This is a genomic window from Dyadobacter sp. CY261 (assembly GCF_021440085.1).
Taxonomy (GTDB): Bacteria; Bacteroidota; Bacteroidia; order Cytophagales; family Spirosomataceae; genus Dyadobacter.
The window spans coordinates 569190-585755 of the sequence record NZ_JAKCPW010000002.1 but is presented as its reverse complement, the minus strand read 5'-3'; the positions used below and the strand labels follow the sequence as shown (position 1 = coordinate 585755).

Below are 16566 nucleotides of genomic sequence, written 5' to 3'. Positions count from 1 at the left end.
GACCAAACAAAGACTTTGACTCATGAAACATATCATTAAAAATGCGGGTCTTGCCATTGTAATGGCCATAGGGGCATCCGCTTGTACCGAAAGCTGGGTGGATACCAAACCCAACGGCTCCCCTACTACCGCCTTCTTCTGGAAAAGTGACGAGGACGTCAATAAGGCCGTGGCCGCCATGTATGCGCCGATGGGCTACGAAAATACCTGGGGCCGTAACCTGTTCTGGATGCAGAATGCAAGCGACGATATCGTGACAGGCCGGGTGCGTGCGGAAAGCGACAATATCAAGAATTTCAACATTACCGGCCGCGAAGGATCTATCGCCAACTGCTGGAATGATGTGTATTGGATGCTGAACAAGGCGAATCAGGTTATCCAGGGGGTTCCGACGGCCACGGGCGTGTCGGATGCGGTTAAAAACCGGGCTTTGGGCGAGGCCTACTTCATCCGTGGGTTCTCCCATTTCTGGATCGCTTACTCCTGGGGGCACAAAGACCTGGGCGTTCCATTCGACGGACCTGAGAATGCGGAATTTGGGAAACGCATTCCGCCGCAACTTCCTTCCGTAACCGACAACTACGCGCAGATCATCAGCGATTTGCAAAAAGCCGCTGACCTGCTGCCGTTGTTCCAGACTTACGCCGCTGCCGACCAGGGGCGTGCACACAAGGCTGCGGCGTGGGGTTATATGGTGAAAGCCTATGCTTATTGGGCGCAATACGATGCTTCCAAATGGGCACTGATCCCCGAGCTGGCTGATAAGATCAAAAATGAAGGGGCCCGTGCGCTGATCACCGGCAAAGGCAACTCCGCCGCGAATTACCAGGCCGTGTTCACGATCGAAAACAACTGGACGAGCGAATACATTTGGTCAGTAAACTCCGGTATTCAGGGCGGTTCGATCTTCCCGGGTGTGGCATTGGAAAACAAGGGCTGGGGGATTTTCAATGGCTGGGGTTACTTCCAGCCTACCGAAGAGTTATATGAAGAGTATGAAGCCAAAGACCCTCGCCGCGAGATTACGATCCTGAAATTCGGTGATAAATTCACCTATTTCGGCAAGGAACGCTCCTACTTCTCGACTAACAGCCTCTCGGGCTTCCAGATCCGCAAATACATGGAGCCTTACAGCTACGGCAGCAACGAGGACCCCGGCAGCAACACGATGATCAACCAGAGCGGCGACGGTCCTTCGACCCGCCTGAACCTGCCTTTGATGCGCTATGCCGAAGTATTGCTTTTTAAAGCGGAGGCATTGATCAAGCAAGGTAAAAACGCGGAAGCCGCTGCGCCATTGAATGAGATACGTGCAAGGGTTGGCTTGCCACCCATTGCCGCTCCTACACTCGCCGACCTCAAACACGAACGCCGTGTGGAACTCGCCTGCGAATGGACCGACCGCCTCGCCGACCTGAAACGCTGGGGGGATTATGATATGATCAACAAGCCGCTTCACGGCCGCATCCACGACAACAAGACTGATCCGAACTCGGCTTACAAAATCCAGGAAATATGGCCGGCCCGGAAATTCGATGCCGCAAAGCATATGGCCTGGCCGATGAATCCGGACGAAATTTCACGCAGCAACGGTGCCTATAAGCAAACCCCGGGCTGGTAATCGCCGATAAACCTGTGAATATTCATCATGGGTTAATATGAAAAGTATATTTTTGGAATTGAAACAGGAGACCCTACGGGGTCTTTTGTTTTATAGTATATTAACAATCATCCATACCTAATGAAAAACATTGCCCTTTACCTGCTGGCGTTCCTGATGCTTTCCACGGTGTCGTTCGGCCAGAAAACCGCAACCATTAATGTTGGCTCCTACAACCTTCGTTACAACACGCCCAACGACGGCGTTAATGCCTGGCCTAACCGCAAAGAGAACGTAAAAGGCCTCGTCCGTTTCCACGAATTCGACATTTTCGGCGTGCAGGAAGCACTTGTCGGCCAACTAAAAGATGTTGCCGAACTGCCGGAATTCACCTATTACGGCAAAGGCCGCGACGACGGCAAGGAAGGTGGCGAGCATTCGGCTATTTTTTATAAAAAAGATCGTTTCAAACTCCTCAAATCGGGCGATTTCTGGCTAAGCGAAACACCCGACAAACCGGGCCTAGGCTGGGACGCGAAATGCTGTAACCGCATTTGTTCATGGGCACAGTTCGAAGATTTGAATACCAAAAAGAAATTCTTCTTCTTCAACGTCCATTTCGACCACCAGGGTGTGGAAGCACGCAGGCAATCAGGCCATTTGATGGTGAAAAAGATGAACGAAATCGCAGGAAACGCTACCACCATTCTCACCGGCGATTTTAACTCTACACCTGATACTGAGCAGATCAAAACGATAAGTGGTGTGCTCAACGATACACACGATGTGACGAAACAGGCCCCTTACGGCCCGGAAGGTACATTCAACAGCTTCAAATTCGACGCTGCGATGAAAACACGCATCGACTATATTTTTGTAAGCAAGAATATCGACGTGCTGAAATACGGCGTGCTGACGGACTCCAAAGAGCAGCGGTACCCGTCAGATCACCAGCCAGTACTTGTGAAAGTGGAGCTGAAATAACGCGAACGGCGGTCAGCGCTTGAATATTTCTAGCCTCTGACCGCCGTTTTCGCAAAAATCGATTTGTGGCAATTCTTAATGTATCGAGATACATTAAGAATTGCCACGATTAAAAATATCAGTATCCCAACCACGAAATTCGTAATATCTCCGCTTTGGTTCCCCAGTCCATCCATTGATCCCTTTCTTTTTAGGCAAATAGTAACCATGTACGTATAGCAGCGGAACAATCATCAAAGCCAACAAAGACATACTTGCCCACCTTCCAAAATAGATCGACAAAGTAAGCACAATGAAAAGCGTGAGCACGTATTTTCCGATCCGTCGCCATTTAGGCGTTCGTTCCTCAAATTGACCAAAAAATATGTTCCCCGCAGCATAAATGATGCTGACAATGGCAACCTCGAACCAAAGCGTATCTGTTGACCACATCTTCCGTTTGTTGAAATCGCAAATCTTATTTATATCACTTCACTGCGAACTTGATGCATTACAATAAAAATAAGCATTAAATTGTAATGCTATTCTTTACCTGCCTACTCGCTGCTAATGCATATAATCCGTTTGATCATCATTGCTACGGTGAGCCTTTCCATGACGTCGACACAAAGTGTCAAAATCAAAATCGTTGCTCCCAGGGCCTGGAACGATAGAAAAGCGCTGTTGTTGACACGTGAAAAAGGATTTGCTGCGGTGGTACACTCCATCAAACTGGGTTTCGACACCACCCACCTGACTATGGATGCAGACCTGCTTCCTGACCTCTACCAGTTCCAGGTATCTCAAAAGAAAGGTTCATTAACGTTCTTCTTTGACCCTGGCACCGAAATCCGTCTGGATACTTCCAACCTTGCCAGATCGGTAGTCAGTCATTCGAAAAGCAATGAGGAATGGCAGGAATATCAAACACTGATCCAAAATCCTTCCGACCAGCGCCTGAATGCGTTTGTTCTCGAAGAAGCCAAAGCGAAAAAGCGAAATCTGCCCGACAGCGTCCGTTACTGGATTGGTGAACAGGCATCGGAACGCGAAAAACTTTGGGATGCGACCGCCGGTTTTATCAGCGCCCACCGGAAATCTTATGTGAGCTTATATTTATTGAAAGTCGATTGGTTTGCACTAAAAGGCAAGGGTTTGTTCGAAAAACTGGACCCTTCGCTGGGACATCATCGAAACTATCGGTTTTTGAAAGAGCGGAATAAGGGGAATGTTAGGAAATGACATTTACAGGTTAGTCAATGCTGCGGAAATGCCCCGGTGAAGACTTCATCTGTAACAATAAAAAAGTGCGGCCGTTTTGATGCTCTCGAAACGGCCGCCCTTTTGAATATATCTGAAAATCACTACAAAGTTATTGCCGGCAGCTTCCTAACCATTGCGGTTAACTACCGTCAATTAGTTATCAACGTTGTTATAGTCTGGTTGTTACTTAGATTAGTCTCTCCACCACCGCCCGGCTGGGGAATCGTAATCGACAGATTTTGCTTTGAGGCTGCCGGCGTATTGTCATTCCGCGTGATTTTGAAGCCAACAACAGAATAATCGCTCGCGGTAATCCCGTGTTTGGATGTCACAGTAATGTAATTATTATCTTCCGCAAACGTCCAAAAATCATTATTGGTAGCCATCCCACCATTTACATTGGACTGCCCGGCCTGGGTACTGTACGTGATAGTGAAACCGGGAATTTTCGAAACTTTAAAATAAACGGAGCAGTTGCTGTTTTCTGCTTTGATGTTCTGCACTTTAACCACAAAGTCCTTGCTCCCGTTGGCTGGAAAGATCAGCGAGTTGATAGTCATTAAGGGGCCAAGGTCGGGGATGCCAGGTGTGATCGGGTTTTCAACCTTCACGTGTTTAGTTGAAACCTCATTGGCAGGTAAAGAATACCCTCCTTTGTAATAAAATGCATAATAGTCTCCGGGATCAACCTGCGAAGCATTGTATACGACCTCACCCTGGTGGTTGTTTGTTTTAAACCATACCACCCGCACATCATCATCGGGATATTCGAGTGCCGTGGTCAGATTTCCTTTCGGTTCTGCACATGACACTACGATGTATGTTTTCTTGAGTGGGACTTGCATGGGCACATAATTGAACTTCAATTCAGCCTGCGATACCGGCACACTATAACAGTTGAAGTCCTTGGCATAATAAAATGCATAATAAGGCTTTACATTCGCCGGATTCTGATTTGAAATAGACACACTTGCTGCCTGTTGCGGTGTCAAAGTCGCATCAGTTGAATTGGGTCCTGCTTTCCATACCAGTTCAGTAGTTGGTGGCGTAACACTTTTAATTCCGACCGTGGACAAATCCAGTTTGTCGTTTGGGAATGGGGTTTCGATAAGCGATCTGGACAATTCTACCTGCGTGCTCGGAAGCTGACAATCAAATGGATATTTGTCGATACTGAAATGGACATAGCCAGGCGTTTGGCCAGGTGTTTTACCTGAAAGTCTGAACCGAAGAGTTGAGGCTGTGGGTTTGAAAGTGATAACCCTCTTTGTCCAATGCTGCTGGGCGGCAGGATCAACAAAATCAGTTGTTTGTGACGCAATTATGAAATTAGGGTTTTGCCCTACGGTAGCAATTTCCATAGTTGCGGAAGCTGCCAATGGAGATACAGGATCATTAAGGTAGTAAAGGCCAACTCCGCAAACGCTGTACCTGAATGTATAAGTTTTGTTAACATCAAATCCGCTCACATCCAGGTAGAGTTTGTCATTCACCGCCCCTTCTGAAGTTTTGAGGGAAACAAAGGAATCCTTGCCTGCTCCAACCGGCAATCCTTGCGAATAGGTAGATGGCGGATTGTCGAGTATACCGAGATAAATGTACCACTGGTAATCTGTTTTCGATACATCAATCCCAGGTTGTGATATATCTGATATGAACGGCGTACCAATAGCGTTATAATTTGCCGGTACACAGTTTGGGCATGGCACGCCCGTCGTCGGAGAAAACTGCTGCGCGCGTACAAGCAGCGAACAAAGAAGAAGGCATGAAAATAAAATGGCTTTCATATAATAGATCTAATGGTGCGATATGATCATTGGGTGCGCGTCCGCAATACGATAGTAACTACGGACGCCATTTATCAATGGAAGTTAATTGGTAGTCAACCCGGTGATAGTTTGGTTATTACTAAGGTTAGTCTCTCCCCCCCCACCCGGTTGCGGAATTGTTATCGAAAGATTTTGTTTCGATTCGGCCGGCGTATTTGCATTTCGCGTAATCTTGAAACCGACATACGAGTAGCCACTTGCGGCAATCCCGGTTTTTGATGTCACGGTGATGTAATTGTTGCTCTCCGAGAATGTCCAAAAATCATTGTTGGTCGATACGCCATTGGATTGCCCCGCTGCGGTGCTGTATGTAATGTCGAAACCCGGCAATTTCGAAATTTTGAAATAGACAGAGCAGTTGCTATTTTCTGCTTTGGCATTCTGGATTTTGACTACAAAGTCTTTGCTACCGTTCGAGGGAAAAATCAACGAATTGATAGTCATTAAGGGGCCGAGGTCAGGAATTCCGGCAGGAACAGCATTCTCAACGTGCACATGAGCGTTGGATATCTGGCCCGATTTCAAAGAATAAGTACCTGTCTGCCATTGGTAATAAAATGCATAGTAATCTCCCGGCGGAACTGCTTTGGGGTCAACGACTGGTAAACCCGAATGCGTGTTATTATTAAACCATCGAACCTGAGCGACGGGATTTTCTTCGACCGCTGTCAAATCGGCTGTAACCGCAGGGCAGGAAAGAGAAATATTGGTTTGTAATTTCAAAGGGACTTGCTGGGGCATATACATAAACTTAATTTCGGCTTGCGACACTGGCACATTGTAACAATTAAAATCCTTAGCATAAAAAAAAGCGTAATAGGGCTTCACATTGGCAGGATCCTGGTTTGAGATGGGCACGTTTGAAGCCTCTGCGGGTGTTAAGGTTACATCTGTCGAATTTGGACCCACTTTCCACACTAATTCGCCCGTTGGCGGTACTGCGCCGATAATATTTAAGCTTGTCAGATCAAGTTTGTCACTTGGGAATGGTGTGTAGATAGTGGAAGCATTGATAAGGGGTACCTGCGTTGTAGGTAGTATGCAATCGAATGGATATTTGTCAATGCAGAAGTTCACGTAGCCTGCAGATAAACCAGATGTTTTGCCAGTTAACTTAAATTGGAGCGTCGACGCTGTCGGTTTAAAAGTTATCACTCTAACTATCCACTTATTTTGATTACTTGCATCGAAGGTCGTCGTTTGCTCGGCTTCAATGGAAGGATTTATTCCAGTCGTAAGGATCTCCATTTTAGCTGATTCTCCAAACGGTGAGTTGTTTCCAGCTTCGTAATGAACGCTCCCAGAGAGTACACTGTACCGAAATGTATAGATCTGACCAACAACGAAACCGGCAATATTTATAAACAGCCTGTCGTCATATGCCCCTTCCGAGGTTTCCAAGGTTACAAAGGAATTCTTTCCTAATGCCGAAGATAATCCCTGTGAATATGTTGACGGGGGAATTGGCAAAAGAAAACCTGGAATATTCCATTTATCATTCAAATTTCCGTTCGGATTCCAAACATCCGAAATGGCAGGCGAATGTACCTTCGAATAATTAGCTGGGCTGCAATTATTACATGGCTTGCCTGCTGTTGGAGAAAACTCCTGAGCATTACCCACATGCGTAAACAGAACAAAAGTGCAGAAAAGTAAAAATAGAGTAGCTCTCATTTTGTTATTGGATATATATAAAACATAAATTACTTAGCCACCGCAATGCGATAACTGTTTTCCAAACCATCTGCATTTTTAATCCTGACATTGTAAATGCCGGAAGCGAGCGATCTTACATCAATTTTGGATTCAGGGTTTTTCCCGGAAACATACACCTGGCGACCGTTCTTATCAAGAATTGTTACTTGTGAGACGTTCGCCCAATTATCATCGTTCAAATGCAGATAGTCACCTACCGGGTTGGGATATACGAATGCCAATGTGCCATCGAATTTTACGCTCCTTACGCGGCTAAATGCGGTACTACTGTCGTTATCAACCATTTTTAGACGATAGAGATTTTCGCCTTTCAAAGGAGTCCGGTCAATGGCTTCATACGAGCGGGTAATGGTGCTCTCCCCAGCCGATTGTACCGACTCGATCGTGGTCCATTCTTTTCCTTTCACGCTTCGCTGAACTTCGAAGCGATCACTGTTAGTCTCTTCGGTGGTGTGCCAGGTTAACTTTGCGCTGCCTTCAACTTTTTCCGCATTAAAATCCCGAAGTGTGACTGGTAAATTGACCATGACGGGAATACTGGATTCGCTATTATCGTCATCAGTGTCATTCGATGCAAGGAGTTGCTCGAATTGCAATGTTCCCAGGATTAATCCGTTCCCCACCGCATTTCCCTGTACGAGAACACGAAATTCGGCACAATCATCGAATGCGACAAGTGGCTTTTTATAGCGCACTTTCACATCATGACTTCCCTCACTGTCGTTGTTACTAATAAAGATAATGTCAAAATCAGCGGCCGCCAGGGCTGTCCCGTCTAATTTCGTTACGCCCAGTATCGTCAAATTAATCGGAAAACTAACCAGCGCTGCAACGGCATTGGGGGGAGTAGAAAGCCCGCCGGGATCATTGTTACACATGTAGACATCCAAAGTTCCCTGATTCCCATTCAGAATGGAAAGCTGATTGGCATTGATGTTGATTCCGACATTTTGCGCACGTAAGAATTGCGGCGCAAGTAGAGTGGCCAGCACAAAGAGCCTGAGCCACATTTTTCTTGTTTTCATAGTATGCTTGTTAAATAATTGATATAGTAGAAATCAAATTTCCGAGCTTTGATCCAGAGCAAGTTGATTTGTTGAGCCTGAGGCTGGGAGGGATGACCGATCGGTATTTAACCTCTTAAATCCGAAGGAGATGATAAACGGCATTTGGGTTAATTAAGTGAAGTGCTTACATCGCCATAAATTTGAGATCATGAAAAATCGCCTTCTGATTATCCTTGTTGCACTCATATGCTGGCCAGGAAGCCAGGCCTTCGCCCAATCCGAAGAAGAAAAACTCGACCTTCCCGGCGATAACCTTAATTTATATGCCGTTTTGAAATTGTTTCAGCAATCCGAAACGCTGGAAGGTTTTGAGCGTAAACTGAATGAGGAAGACTCGGAAATCAACAACCTCGACCTCGATGGCGACAATCAGACCGATTATATCCGCGTGGAAGATAATGTGGATGGAAACCTGCATACCATCACGTTGAAGGTGGCTGTCAGCGATAGGGAAGATCAGGATGTGGCGGCATTTTATGTGGAGAAAAAAAACGACGGTGAAGTATGGATTCAGCTTGTCGGTGATGAAGATTTATATGGGAAGGATTACATTATCGAACCAAATTCCCAATCCGGCACCGTTACCGAGACGCCCAATCCTGGTTATTCCGGCGATCGTGAAGTCCAGTCCGCAGCAGTTCAGAATGTCACCTATGTTTCCGCCTGGCCGGTGATCCGTTTCATTTTCGTACCGCAGTATGTGATCTGGCACTCCCCTTGGCGCTGGCACTACTACCCCTCCTACTGGCGACCATGGCGGCCACGTTTCTGGCACTACTATTACGGCTACCACTATCACTGGCATTATTATTACAACGGGCATTTCCGGCGTTGGCCCAGCTATCGCAATCCCGCCTGGCATAACCATTATTACGGCGGCAATTTCCGTTCGCGCTCAGTGATCGTGCATACACGGTACACGCGCGGGGACTACCGCGCAACCTACTCCCGACCGTCGTCCGCACGGCAGGGTTCTGCATTATTTGTCAAACGAAACCCCAGAGCGCCGACTTCACGGGAACGACTTCCAAACTTCGACAAATCCGGCCGACCAGTTGTGTCCCGCCCGTCGACAGGCCGTCCAGGAACTACAAGACCGGTTACCAGTCCAGACATTTCACGTCCTTCTGTGGAACGTCCGGGACGCGATCGTCCGGGGCGCGACCGTCCGGGACGTGGCAACGACGATCGTCCGGATAATGGTCGTCCCACTGTTACGCGACCGGGCACATCGCGACCATCCAATCCGGGATTATCCAATCCGGGATTATCCAATCCGGGATCATCCAATCCGGGATCAGAAGTGACGCGTCCTGATATTGAAAGACCGACACGACCAAGTAGACCGGATGTTTCCCAGCCAACGCCCTCCCGTCCGGAGGTAACGCGACCTGCACCATCAAGACCGGAAGTAACACGTCCTGCGGTCGAACGACCTGCGCAGACCCGGCCAGAAGTAACACGACCCGCGATCGAACGGCCTGTAAGAACAGCGCCTGCTGAACGCACTACGCCAGCACAAAGACCGGAAACGTCCCGACCTGCGGCTTCGCCACGACAGTCAACGCCGTCGCCGAGTCGGGAACAAAGTACGCCTCGGTCATCGCGGGAGACGGAACGGTCACGACCGTAAATGCGGTCGAAGGTTAAATGAAAAGAGGTTCTTGATCATTTATTAGATCAGACGATCCATGTTTTGGCAGATTTATGAAAATCAAACTCCCAATATCATGCAATACGGGCTGATAAATTTTATTAGCTACAAATCAGCTAAATACTTCTGCCCGCCTAAATACCGCATTTGGCGGACGATCTGATTGGTACGGCGGTTTACATAACCGGACGGATTTCTAATCGAAAAACGGATGGGGTTCGGCAGAACAGCGGCAATGCGGGCGGATTCATACCGCGTGAGGCGTTTGGCTGATTTATTATAGTAACGCAGCGACGCCGCTTCAACGCCGAAAGTCATTTTGCCCATTTCAGCTACATTCAGATACACTTCCAGGATACGCTCTTTACTCCACAAGACTTCGATTAGTACCGTAAAATAGGCTTCTAGTCCTTTCCGGATGTAGCTACGGCCATGCCACAGGAATACGTTCTTGGCAACCTGCTGAGAAATCGTACTGGCCCCGCGTGCGCGCTTACGCTCTTCTGTCATCGCGTTGTAGATCTGGTCGAAGTCAAAGCCCCAGTGATTGGGAAAATTCTGGTCTTCGGAGGCTACGACAGCCAGGGCTACTTCTTTAGAGATGTTTTCGTAAGGCTCCCAGTCATGGTAAATTTCGGTATCTTCATCGGCTTTAAACGCGTCGATCTTCCGGGAAATCATATAGGGTGTCACCCAAACAGGTAAAAACCTCAAAATAACCACCCAAAGTATTGAGAGTACTAAAAAGGCAAGGAAGATTCTGAGCGCAATAAATTGCAAACGGCGGAGCATAAAACTTTTTACTTCTACAAATAGAAACCAAGTAACGAAAACAGCGTACAAAGAACAGAAACTAATCAGGTTTAGGCAAAGAAATACACGCCTTAATCGTCAATTTTTTCAATACGCTGTATATGAATGAAGATTTACTGAGTTTCATCTGGCGCTTTCAGTACTTCGAGAAGAAGGATTTGCAGACCGAAGAAAAACTACCGCTTTCCATTATCCGTCCAGGACATAGGAATACCAATGCCGGCCCGGATTTCTCTGAAGCGCGGCTAATGATTGACGATGTGTTGTGGGTAGGAAGCATTGAAATCCATATCAGAGCTTCCGACTGGTACCTCCACGAACATGAGCGGAACGACGCATACGACGGCGTAATACTTCATGTGGTTTGGGAAAATGACTTGCCCGCCATACGAAAAGACGGAACGCTTGTCCCTACACTGGCATTGAGCGGCCTTGTCAAAGCGAGCGTGCTTGAAAGATATCGGAGCCTGCTCGATGAAAAGGAAATGGTACCTTGTCATAGCCAGTTTCTCGGCATGGATCCGATCCGAAAATTTGCCATGCTCGACAGGGTGTTACTTGAAAGGCTGGAACGCAAAGCGGAGGAAGTTCATCAGCTGCTCCAAATTAATCAACAGGATTGGGAACAAACGGCATATCAGTGGCTGGGCCGACATTTCGGCTTTAAACTAAACGACACACCGTTCCAGCGGCTTACCGGCATCGTCCCATGGAAGATCATCCGAAAGCATGCCGACCGCCTCGTACAGGTCGAAGCGCTGTTATTTGGATGTGCGGGGTTTCTTTCAGGAAGTTCTGAGGATATTTACGTACGACAATTGCAACAGGAGTTCCGGTTTCTCAGTGCTAAGTATAAGTTGCAGGAGAATGTCATGCAGCTGCGCGAATGGAAATATGCCCGACTGCGCCCTGCCGGCTTCCCGACCGTACGGCTGGCACAATTCGCCCGTTTGTTATGCAATTCAGGCGGCTTTTTGAACCGCTTCATCATGTCGGAGCATTTTAGCGATGTGCGCGGGCTTTTTAAGATCGAGCAATCGACCTATTGGCGGGAGCACTACATTTTTGAAAAAAAAGCGCGAGGCCAGGTACCTGCTATGGGAGCGGATGCCACTAATCTACTCATTATCAATGCAGCGGTACCATTATTGGTTGCGTGGTCCAAACATAGACAGCAACCGGAATTGCTCGACAAAGCGATATACTGGCTTTCTGAAATACCGGCGGAAGACAATAGGATCATCCGCGAATGGGCGTCGCTTGGCATGCGTGTAAGAACCACCGCCGACTCGCAGGCATTAATTGAATGGTTCAATAACTACTGCACGCCCAGGCAATGTCTCGAATGCACCATAGGCGCCGCCCTCGTACGTGGTGGTTAACCTTTTACCAGGTTCACGCCCGTCAGCAGAAATACGGTGCCCACCAGGAATGGCACGATGGACTCCCATTTGGTAACAGTGAGGCCTAATACAGGCTTGTCGGACAAAAATGCAACACAGGCAAAGAGCAGCACTGCAATGCCTAAAATTGTAAGCAGCGATCCGAAGAAACGTTTGAACTGGGCGTTTTCCATGAAATGTGACTATGAGGAGATAAAAAGTTCGCAAAAATATTAAATAAGTAACGGCATCGGCGACAATGTATCAAAAAATGTACCCTAAACCCGTTTTAGGCCCATTTTCTCTCCTTCCTCAATCATAAACGCGAAAGCAGGTCCGTACTCATTAGGGACGATGCCTTCTAAAATCGCCTCTCGCACGGCCTCTTTGATAATTCCCACTTCCTTAGCCGGTTTCAAACTGAAAGCTTCCATGATCATTTCACCGGTGATGACCGGCTGAAAATTACGGAGCTTGTCGCGTTCTTCCAGGTCTTTGAGCTTTTGTTCTACCAGGTTGAAATTGCTGATGAAACGCCTCACTTTCTCCGGATTTTTAGAAGTGATATCTGCCCGGCACAGATTCATCAATGCCTCGATATCCTCCCCAGCCTCTACCAGCAAGCGTCGCATCGCGGAGTCGGTAATATCCTCTTTCGATAGCACAATGGGACGTAAATGCAACCTTACCAGTTTTTTGACAAACCGCATTTTCTCATTCAACGGCAGTTTCATCCGGCGAAAAATAACCGGTACCATGCGTGCGCCTATTTCCTCGTGGTTATGGAACGACCATCCGTTGCGCTTGTCAAACTTTTTAGTGGCAGGTTTGGCAATGTCGTGCAGGATCGCCGCCCAACGCAGCCAAAGGTCATCTGTGACCTGAGACACATTATCCAGGACCTGCAGCGTATGATAGAAATTATCCTTGTGCCCCTTGCCTTCGACAGGCTCCACACCTTGTAACTCCACCATTTCCGGAAAAATAATGGCCAACAAGCCTGCGTGGTAAAGTAATTTGAACCCGTATGAAGGGGTTTTAGAAAGTATAATTTTATTCAGTTCGTCCGAAATACGCTCCATCGACACGATCGAAATACGGTCCTTCATTTTGACAATCGCATCAAAAGTATCGGGCTCAATATCAAAATTAAGCTGACTCGCGAACCGGATCGCGCGCATCATGCGCAGGGGGTCGTCCGAGAATGTAATTTCAGGGCCGAGCGGAGTGCGGATGATCTTTTTGCGAAGATCGCTTATCCCTTCGAACGGATCCACAAGCTCGCCGAATGTGCCTGCATTCAGGCTGATGCCCATGGCATTGATGGTGAAGTCGCGACGGTTCTGATCGTCGGCCAATGTCCCATCTTCCACGGCAGGTTTACGCGAATCGGAGCGGTAGGATTCTTTTCGCGCACCTACAAACTCTATTTCCAGATCGCCCTGGCGGATCTGTGCGGTGCCAAAGTTTTTAAAGACACTCACAAAAACGTCTGGCCCCAGCCTGTTAGCCACCATTTCGGCCAGCTCGATTCCACTTCCGATGGAGACGATGTCGATATCCTTGCTATTCCTTCTGAGAATCAGGTCCCTGACGAACCCACCGATAATATATGCCTCCACACCCAGCTCCTTCGCAGCTGAGGCAACTATTTCCAGAACCGGATAGGGTGTCAATTGCTCTTTGAAATTCATGCCGCAAAGGTAAAGAAATCTTGTTCGACATGAAGCGGGCTGTTGGATTACTGTGCCAGCTGGTAATCCTGCGTCAACACGTTAAGAGACAGATTCAGTCGTTTTGAAAGATTCCGGATCATTTCGATGCTGAGCTTTCTTTTTTTATTCAAAACTTCCGAAACCCTGTTTTTACCGCCCGTTTCTTCGATCAAATCAACCTGCCTGAGCTGTAATTGCTCCATTCTGATCTTAATCGCTTCAATCGGGCCCGGCGGCTCTATGGGGTAATGTTCATCTTCATATGCTCCGACCAGCAATGCCAGTACGTCGCACTCGTCGCTTTCCGAGGTGCCTGTTGGCGCACCAAAAATCTGTCCGAGTCGCTTCAATGCAACATTATATTGCTCCTCTGTCTTAATCAATTTCAGCATGGTCAAATCGAGTTAGCGTCAATTTTGTCATATTCTTTATGCGAGCCTATGAAGCGGATGTAAACCATTTGTTTATCAAAGTCGAAATGAGCAACTAACCTGAACGTATTACCAAGGATATTGAATATAATCCGGCACATCTGCGGGCGATTTCCAGGTCGCCGCTAAAACATCCTCGTACCAAACTTTCAGCTGCTGCTCGACTTTGGGGTGTTTTTCCCAGAATTCCCGCAACGTTCCTCTCGAAAAGATTCTTTTCATCTTAAATGGGCATAAAAAATACAATGTTCCCAAATATGGAACACGGTATTTAGACGAAAGAAAATCAAAAAGGTAACGCGACGTAGAAGTGCTTTTTCAACTATTTACCATAAAAAACGCCGTCCGCGGAAACCGATCGAACAATTCGTTTTTCAACTCCTCAGGAAGCGAAAGCGATTCAACCGCAGAAGCCATACATTGCAGCCAGGCAACGGCATCTTCCTCGGTAATGGTGTGGGGCATGTGGCGGGCCCGCATCATAGGGTGGCCGTAAACCTCCGCATAGAGCTGCGGGCCACCGAGAAACTGGGTCAAAAATAGGCGCTGCTTTTCCTTGATGAGGTCCTTATCACTTTGGAATAACCTGGAAATGAGCTCGTGCTCAAAAACCAGGTCGTAAAATTTATCGGTGAGTTGCCGTAGCGCGGCGTCGCCGCCAATGCGCTCGTATAAGGTTTGATGCTCCATAAAAAATCGGCCGAATATTGGCCTTACTAAGCTTACAACTCCTAAGCCACTGCAACAGGTTCCCGCCGCAATATGACTATTGTCAGCTCTCGAACCGCATATGCTTGACCGATTCTCCTGAACGCGCCAGGTCTGTTAATGCTTCGATGCCTATTTCAAGGTGCTGCTTCACGTAGCTCGATGTCACTTTCTTATCACTTTCCTCGGTTTTGACACCTTCGGGCACGAGCGGGTTGTCGGACACGAGCAGCAATGCGCCGTGCGGAATGGAATTGGCAAATCCTACGATGAAAATGGTGGCGGTTTCCATGTCGATAGCCATGGCGCGCACAGCCTGCAAGTATTCCTTGAAGCTGGCGTCGTGTTCCCAAATACGGCGGTTGGTGGTGTAAACAGTACCGGTCCAGTAATCGAGTTTTTGTTTTTTGATAGCGGCTGAAACGGTGCTCTGCAAACGAAAAGATGGTAATGCAGGAATCTCCGGAGGCATATAGTCATCGCTTGTACCTTCACCGCGGATTGCGGCAATCGGAAGGATGAGATCGCCGACCTGGGTCTTTTTTAATCCTCCGCATTTACCCAAAAACAACACCGCCTTCGGATTAATGGCTGATAACAGGTCCATTACAGTAGCCGCCATCGGACTCCCCATGCCGAAATTGACGATGGTAATGTCTTTGGCTGTCGCCGTTTGCATGGCCCGGCCCTGGCCCCGCACTTCCACCCCGAATTTCTCGGCAAACATGGTCACGTAATTTCCAAAGTTGGTTAGCAGGATATAGTTTCCAAACTCCTCCACAGGCGTGCCCGTGTAGCGTGGCAGCCAGTTTTCGACGATTTGTTCCTTGGTGATCATGAATTCAGCAGGTTTGTTGGCGAGGCATCCCGGGGTTGATTATCTTCGTTGATGGAATCATTGAACCTTCCCGGATTCGCCCATAAAGTTAAGCAGGTAAACGGGAAACCGCATATTTTCGACATTATCCGAAGGAAATTCGTAACGCTGACGCCCGAGGAATGGGTCCGCCAGCATTTCATTCATTTGCTCATCGCAAATTACGGTTATCCTAAATCGCTCTTCGCGGTAGAGACTGGCTTACAATACAATACACTTGCAAAGCGTACTGATATTATGGTGCTGTCTAACCACGCATTGCCATTTTTGTTAGTCGAATGCAAAGCGCCGTTCATAGCGGTGACCGACGCCACTTTCGCACAGATTAGTCGCTACAACTTCACATTACGACCTCAATACCTGGCAGTTACTAACGGAATGACCCACTATTGCTTCCAGGCAGTAAACGGACAGATCCACTTCATGGACGACTTCCCCCAATACCGCGACTTCAATAATTAGCACAAAAAAACCTGCCCAAAACGGACAGGTTCTTTTGACATTCAGGTCATACAATGCAGACGGCTGATACCAGGCAACCGTCCGAG

Annotated in this window: 17 protein-coding genes; 6 read left to right on the top strand and 11 right to left on the bottom strand. The window is 47.7% G+C overall.

The window, feature by feature from the left end; genetic code table 11:
- Positions 1 to 22 precede the first annotated feature (22 nt).
- From LZD49_RS09655 to LZD49_RS09645, 3 genes are all read left to right on the top strand, one after another.
- Entirely contained in the window at positions 23 to 1621 is a 1599-nt protein-coding gene (locus LZD49_RS09655; protein ID WP_234667133.1) for a RagB/SusD family nutrient uptake outer membrane protein, read from the top strand.
- A 120-nt stretch (positions 1622 to 1741) separates the two neighbouring features.
- Positions 1742 to 2584 carry an endonuclease/exonuclease/phosphatase family protein gene (locus tag LZD49_RS09650; RefSeq protein WP_234667132.1) on the top strand — a complete coding sequence of 281 codons (843 nt, stop codon included), beginning with the start codon at positions 1742 to 1744 and terminating at the stop codon, positions 2582 to 2584.
- A gap of 549 nt (positions 2585 to 3133) precedes the next feature.
- The gene (locus LZD49_RS09645) at positions 3134 to 3805 is read left to right on the top strand and encodes a DUF4369 domain-containing protein (protein WP_234667131.1); all 672 of its coding nucleotides are present in this window, start codon (positions 3134 to 3136) and stop codon (positions 3803 to 3805) included.
- Positions 3806 to 3975: 170 nt separating this feature from the next.
- Here LZD49_RS09645 and LZD49_RS09640 read toward each other — a convergent pair whose 3' ends face one another.
- The 3 genes from LZD49_RS09640 to LZD49_RS09630 form a co-directional block, all read right to left on the bottom strand.
- Positions 3976 to 5613 carry a hypothetical protein gene (locus LZD49_RS09640; protein ID WP_234667130.1) on the bottom strand — a complete coding sequence of 546 codons (1638 nt, stop codon included), beginning with the start codon at positions 5611 to 5613 and terminating at the stop codon, positions 3976 to 3978.
- An 84-nt stretch (positions 5614 to 5697) separates the two neighbouring features.
- The gene (locus LZD49_RS09635) at positions 5698 to 7329 is read right to left on the bottom strand and encodes a hypothetical protein (protein WP_234667129.1); all 1632 of its coding nucleotides are present in this window, start codon (positions 7327 to 7329) and stop codon (positions 5698 to 5700) included.
- Positions 7330 to 7358: 29 nt separating this feature from the next.
- Positions 7359 to 8396, bottom strand: coding sequence for a T9SS type A sorting domain-containing protein (locus LZD49_RS09630; RefSeq protein ID WP_234667128.1), 1038 nt, complete (start codon positions 8394 to 8396; stop codon positions 7359 to 7361).
- A gap of 190 nt (positions 8397 to 8586) precedes the next feature.
- Between LZD49_RS09630 and LZD49_RS09625 the strand changes: the two genes are divergently transcribed.
- The gene (locus tag LZD49_RS09625; RefSeq protein ID WP_234667127.1) at positions 8587 to 10071 is read left to right on the top strand and encodes a hypothetical protein; all 1485 of its coding nucleotides are present in this window, start codon (positions 8587 to 8589) and stop codon (positions 10069 to 10071) included.
- 126 nt (positions 10072 to 10197) lie between these two features.
- Here LZD49_RS09625 and mtgA read toward each other — a convergent pair whose 3' ends face one another.
- A complete protein-coding gene (mtgA, locus tag LZD49_RS09620) occupies positions 10198 to 10884 on the bottom strand; it encodes a monofunctional biosynthetic peptidoglycan transglycosylase (RefSeq protein ID WP_234667126.1) in 687 nt (228 codons plus the stop codon).
- 122 nt (positions 10885 to 11006) lie between these two features.
- On the opposite strand from mtgA, the gene LZD49_RS09615 reads away from it, so the two are divergent.
- Entirely contained in the window at positions 11007 to 12287 is a 1281-nt protein-coding gene (locus tag LZD49_RS09615; protein WP_234667125.1) for a DUF2851 family protein, read from the top strand.
- Here LZD49_RS09615 and LZD49_RS09610 read toward each other — a convergent pair.
- From LZD49_RS09610 to LZD49_RS09585, 7 genes are all read right to left on the bottom strand, one after another.
- Positions 12284 to 12481, bottom strand: coding sequence for a hypothetical protein (locus tag LZD49_RS09610; RefSeq protein ID WP_188935508.1), 198 nt, complete (start codon positions 12479 to 12481; stop codon positions 12284 to 12286). The genes LZD49_RS09615 and LZD49_RS09610 overlap by 4 nt on opposite strands.
- Positions 12482 to 12565: 84 nt before the next feature.
- Positions 12566 to 13981: a CCA tRNA nucleotidyltransferase gene (locus LZD49_RS09605; protein WP_234667124.1), complete on the bottom strand. Its 1416-nt coding sequence runs from the start codon at positions 13979 to 13981 to the stop codon at positions 12566 to 12568.
- A gap of 47 nt (positions 13982 to 14028) precedes the next feature.
- Positions 14029 to 14394 carry a type II toxin-antitoxin system HigA family antitoxin gene (locus LZD49_RS09600; protein WP_234667123.1) on the bottom strand — a complete coding sequence of 122 codons (366 nt, stop codon included), beginning with the start codon at positions 14392 to 14394 and terminating at the stop codon, positions 14029 to 14031.
- 2 nt (positions 14395 to 14396) lie between these two features.
- Positions 14397 to 14534: a type II toxin-antitoxin system HigB family toxin gene (locus LZD49_RS35810; RefSeq protein ID WP_310590481.1), complete on the bottom strand. Its 138-nt coding sequence runs from the start codon at positions 14532 to 14534 to the stop codon at positions 14397 to 14399.
- Entirely contained in the window at positions 14503 to 14655 is a 153-nt protein-coding gene (locus tag LZD49_RS35805; RefSeq protein WP_310590480.1) for a hypothetical protein, read from the bottom strand. Before LZD49_RS35805 ends, LZD49_RS35810 begins: the two co-directional genes overlap by 32 nt.
- Before the next feature lie 96 nt (positions 14656 to 14751).
- Positions 14752 to 15123 (bottom strand): globin, encoded by a 372-nt coding sequence (locus tag LZD49_RS09590; protein ID WP_234667122.1) that lies wholly within the window; start codon positions 15121 to 15123, stop codon positions 14752 to 14754.
- Between the two features lie 82 nt (positions 15124 to 15205).
- Entirely contained in the window at positions 15206 to 15979 is a 774-nt protein-coding gene (locus tag LZD49_RS09585; RefSeq protein ID WP_234667121.1) for an AMP nucleosidase, read from the bottom strand.
- 51 nt (positions 15980 to 16030) lie between these two features.
- On the opposite strand from LZD49_RS09585, the gene LZD49_RS09580 reads away from it, so the two are divergent.
- Positions 16031 to 16480, top strand: coding sequence for a type I restriction enzyme HsdR N-terminal domain-containing protein (locus LZD49_RS09580; protein WP_234667120.1), 450 nt, complete (start codon positions 16031 to 16033; stop codon positions 16478 to 16480).
- Positions 16481 to 16566 lie beyond the last annotated feature (86 nt).